The 4500-nt window shown below is 32.2% G+C and carries 6 protein-coding genes; all 6 read right to left on the reverse strand.

Annotated features, from left to right (window positions below):
• Positions 1-727: LysR family transcriptional regulator (locus V7161_RS24815; protein WP_335715487.1), on the reverse strand; the 727-nt coding region annotated here is incomplete at its 3' end.
• Positions 728-1023: 296 nt separating this feature from the next.
• Complete coding sequence (locus tag V7161_RS24820; RefSeq protein ID WP_335715488.1) at positions 1024-1272, reverse strand: hypothetical protein; 249 nt, start codon at positions 1270-1272, stop codon at positions 1024-1026.
• 160 nt (positions 1273-1432) lie between these two features.
• A complete protein-coding gene (locus tag V7161_RS24825; RefSeq protein WP_335715489.1) occupies positions 1433-1777 on the reverse strand; it encodes a hypothetical protein in 345 nt (114 codons plus the stop codon).
• 171 nt (positions 1778-1948) lie between these two features.
• The gene (locus V7161_RS24830; RefSeq protein WP_335715490.1) at positions 1949-2437 is read right to left on the reverse strand and encodes a hypothetical protein; all 489 of its coding nucleotides are present in this window, start codon (positions 2435-2437) and stop codon (positions 1949-1951) included.
• Between the two features lie 252 nt (positions 2438-2689).
• Complete coding sequence (locus V7161_RS24835; RefSeq protein ID WP_335715491.1) at positions 2690-2914, reverse strand: hypothetical protein; 225 nt, start codon at positions 2912-2914, stop codon at positions 2690-2692.
• Between the two features lie 708 nt (positions 2915-3622).
• Positions 3623-3790 (reverse strand): hypothetical protein, encoded by a 168-nt coding sequence (locus tag V7161_RS24840; RefSeq protein WP_335715492.1) that lies wholly within the window; start codon positions 3788-3790, stop codon positions 3623-3625.
• Between the last annotated feature and the right edge of the window lie 710 nt (positions 3791-4500).

Here is a 4500-nt window from a genome sequence, read left to right on the forward strand (position 1 = left end):
ATATATATGTCTGAATTAAACTTATTCCAGCACAGTTTTCAATTGCCTTAAGAATCAAATGTAAATTAGGAATTACGTGAATAGGTTTAATGATTGGACGTTTTTTAAAGTGCTCCCTCCAAAATCTTCTTATAATCGGTAAGTCTAGCCCATAGCTAATCCAATTTTGCGACGAAAGCCATTTTTCTTTTAACTTAAAGTTAGTACCCTCTTCTATTTCTAATTGTTTTGGGGCAACAATAACAAATTCCTCTTCACATAACGGTACATATTCAATACCTGAAGCGTGAAACTTTTTTGAAGTAATTATTACATCTACTATACCTTCCTTTAGTAATTCTAACAGTTCATCAGCAGTTCCAAAGTAAGAAACCGTACATGTTTTATATTCTTCTAGCTGATTCAGAATATTTTCATAAAAGTATTCAATTGCTGAACCAATTCTAATTATAGAAAGAGTTGGTAATGAAGCACCTTTAAAACTTAATGTAGCTGCCTCTAATGATTCAACAAGAGGGGCCAACTGTGAATATAATTCCTTTCCCCTTTCAGTGGGCACCATTTTCCTTGCGGTTCTTATAAATAGGGGCTCCCCAACTTCAGCTTCTAAAGAAGCTAAATGCTGACTCATAGCAGGTTGTGTCATGATGCGTGTCTTTGCAGCTTCCGAGACCGAATTATATTTATATATATAAATAAAGCTTCTATACCACTCAAAATCAATCATTCAAAAACTCACCCCAGTATCTTTCATTGAACTTATATCTACAAAAAACGACTTTTACACTCCACATCGTTACGTATTTCTCAATGTTGTTTACCTATTCTAATTCAATTCTTGACTCTTTTCATCTTATTAAACTATCCTGCCCGTTAGCGGAACAAGAAAAAGCGACTGCTCTAATTGAACAATCGCACCCCGTTAGTTTAAGTATATTTGTTCACAAACTTATTATAGTAATGCTAACACTTTAAAGAAGTACTAGAAAAAATGTATTGACCTCACCTAACCAAGATATACTTCTATTTGATATTTTTATAATTATTATTAAGCAATTCTGCCTCTATTTCTTCGTCTGATACATAAACTTCGTCTTTTTTCTCATTCTTACTTTTGGGAATTAACAAGAAAATGCCCAAGATTAAAGCAGTTATAATTAGCCAAATAGAAGAAGTTTCTAACTCTTGCTCAACTGTTTTTGCTATTTGCAGGGCAATGGAGGCTGTAAGGAGTGATAAACTAATTATTAAAAGCCCAAATAACCTATACATAACATCATCCTTTTAATTCAGGTTTATTAATACGTTACTGATAACTATTCTAGAAAAAAATTAGTTTTCCTTCTTCTACAAACCTGCTCCGTTACTTCAATATGGAAAAAGCGATCCCTCGTTATTGAGGAATCGCACCCGGTAGTTGAAGAAATCAATCTTATTCGATTTCCGTAAAAACTTTTCTTTGTTTTGTAGGAATTTCGTTCATTTTTTTATACTTTTTAATTTTGCCTGTTTGATAATTGAGTACCGTATATCCACTTTCTCCGATAACATAGACCGATGGCTTTTTTTCTTTGTATTTGTAAACAACTTTCTCAATATCTTCTTGCGTCTTAACATTGTATAGCGTATTTGAGGTTCCTACTGATAATATTTGATAAGTTCCATCACCATAAATTTCCACAGTATCTTTCCCTGGAGGGTATTTATAATCATTGGAACAGCCTGAAATAATCATAAAAAGATTAATTGTTATAAAAGCAATCCAAATCTTTTTCAATATTTCTCTCCCTTGGAATAAGCAACTTGATAATTCGTAGTTTTTGTAAATACTTGTTAAACTATCCTGCCCCGTTAGTGGAACAAACAAAAAAAGCCGCCGAAGCAGCTAGTAATGCTCAATGATAGCACCCATTAGTTTTATAAAATTTTTAAAAGTTAACTTCTCTTATCAATTACCATTTTGCTTATATTTGCTAACTGCTTTTATTTCTAGCTTGCATATCCATTTATAAAATCCTAATAAGATCAATAGAAGTATCGGGTCTACGATAGCCGAGTGCCCAAGCGTCCACCATCCATTATGAAAGTATCCCCAAGGATTCGGTAATTTAGCTATTGCTTCGTAAATTACAATTGCTAATACAAAAGTTACAAAGTACGCAAATTGTTTAGTAAATTTCTTTCCAAAAGGAAACCAATTTATAAAAATTATATTAACTGGTGGGACTAATAGTATATGTGGAATAATTCCTTTCCAATCAATGGCTTTAGTAAAATACCAGTAACCGTGATATTTATAATCAATAATGACATCAAATATTATCTGAAACGCAACGGTAAATGTCCAAATTTGTATAATTTGATTACCTGTTAGTTTCTTATTTGTCTTAAAGGCGATAAAGTTATAAACGATAATTGCTAAAATAAGTCCTATCACGTAATCACCTCTATTATATAGAATTACCATTTTTTAGAGGGATACACTTATTATTCGGTAAATACAAGATTCAACGTAATAATATTTCTTAAACTGCTTCGTTAGCTTAATAAGAAAAAAGCCGCCATAAAAATAGCAGCTGGATCTTCAATTAAAGCACCCTTTAGTACAATAAGAATCATTCACCAAACGGAACCTCAATAATCAGGATGATTTATATTTTTTGATTTTTAAAGTGATTTTGTTATATTTTTATTGTTTCTCCTCTTGTTTGATTTCATCGTAAAGAAAATCTTCCTCGGTGATTTCCCCAAGTTCAATTAGTCTCTTTTTTTCTTCCTTCCATTCTTTATCCGTATAGTGATAATACAACTTCCTTGCGTCATCACAATCTTTCCCATTTACCCCTTGCCACATAGCGTAACTGTTCTCACATTTATCAATAAAATCTCCTGCTTTTCTAATCTTTGTTTCCATTAGTGACTCCGAACAGCTTTTAAACCCCCATAAAAGTAATAAAGCAAGGATGGATAAGAAAATATAATTTCCAATTTTTCTCTTTGGTTTTTTCTTTTCATTTTTCGGATTTTTCATCAAAAAAGAATTAGGATGCATGGGCTGTGATTAAGGTGAATCAAAATTTTTTGGCATGTTGAATTTAACTCCTTGTTGCAAATTTCCAAGTGACATTATATCACAAAATATAAATGAAATTAGAGATTTTCCATGTACAGAGCCCCCACGTTTTTCCGCTTTTTGAAATTACCTAAGCCTCTTGGTCAGTATCAAAATGTAATTTACGTAAATATTTCAACACGATATAAATAGTTTTCTTCTTCAACTAAACTGCTTCGTTAGTGGAACAAGAAAAAAGGCTCCCGCAGCAAATTTCCCACTCCAGAGCTGTAAAATACTTCAATGTACTATACAGCTATACGGGTGTCCCGTTTCCTTTACTAAGTGTTTCATTGATAAATTTTTCTTTTAAAGTCATCTTATTTTCCCTCCAAAATAAAAAGCACCCGTTTTCATGAGCGCTTCCAATCAGCTATTTTAATAAAAAGGTAATTAAACCCCACTGATAATAAAATCAACAGGAGTATTTTAAACCACCATTTACTATCTTTAATCATCCATCCACCTCTCAACATATACTAAAGATATTATGAGCAGGCTATCGGTGGTTTATGAGCGCTTCTGTTTTAATTCCTCGATCATCTGTTCTTCTTCAATGAATTCCTGCATTTTTACATTTATCCAAGTGGAAAACTTTATCCTCTTCTTGGCAGCGTACTTATAAAATTCATCGAGCAGTATCGGGTCTACTGTTATATTTACTCTTTTTGTAGCCAACCTTATCCTCTCCAGAACGTGTACCTTTGGAAATAATTGTCGGCTATTTACCTATAAATATTAATATACACCAATATACATTTACACAAATAAATGTATCACCCTTTACTCCAATTGTGTTGCATAAGGTCTCCATTAGTTAGAAATTGTCCTCCTAAACCATCCTCTCTAGGATGGTTTGTTTTAGAAAACGATTTATTCTATTTTATAATTTTCAGCTAAAATACATCAGAAAAATATCTATTTTATTGCACTATTTGAGTCAAATACGATATTTCCTTTTTCAACTAACCTGCTTACTTTAGTTCAATAAGAAAAGGCTGCCTTAATTGCAGCCAGTTCTTGAAGGAAAGCACCTTGTAAATTCAAAAATATCTATATTACCCAAGTAAGGAGAGTAGCGATTATACAACTTTGAACTATAAGAACTCCGTATAATCTTTTCCCTGTCACCTTGTTTGATAAGATTTTATTTACTACAAAGCTGATTGCTGTAACTATTAAGAATGTAAAAAATAAGGTCAAAGAAAACTCATATATCATAAATTCCACCCCTCGCTTATTCAGGTTTTTTTATAATATATCCATAAAATTCTTCTTCAACAAACCTGCTTCGTTACTTCAATATGGAAAAAGCGATCCCTCGTTATTGAGGAATCGCACCCGGTAGTTGAAGAAATCAATCTTATTCGATTTCCGTAAAAACTTTT

This window comes from Neobacillus drentensis, assembly GCF_036965425.1.
Taxonomy (GTDB): domain Bacteria; phylum Bacillota; class Bacilli; order Bacillales; family Cytobacillaceae; genus Neobacillus; species Neobacillus drentensis_F.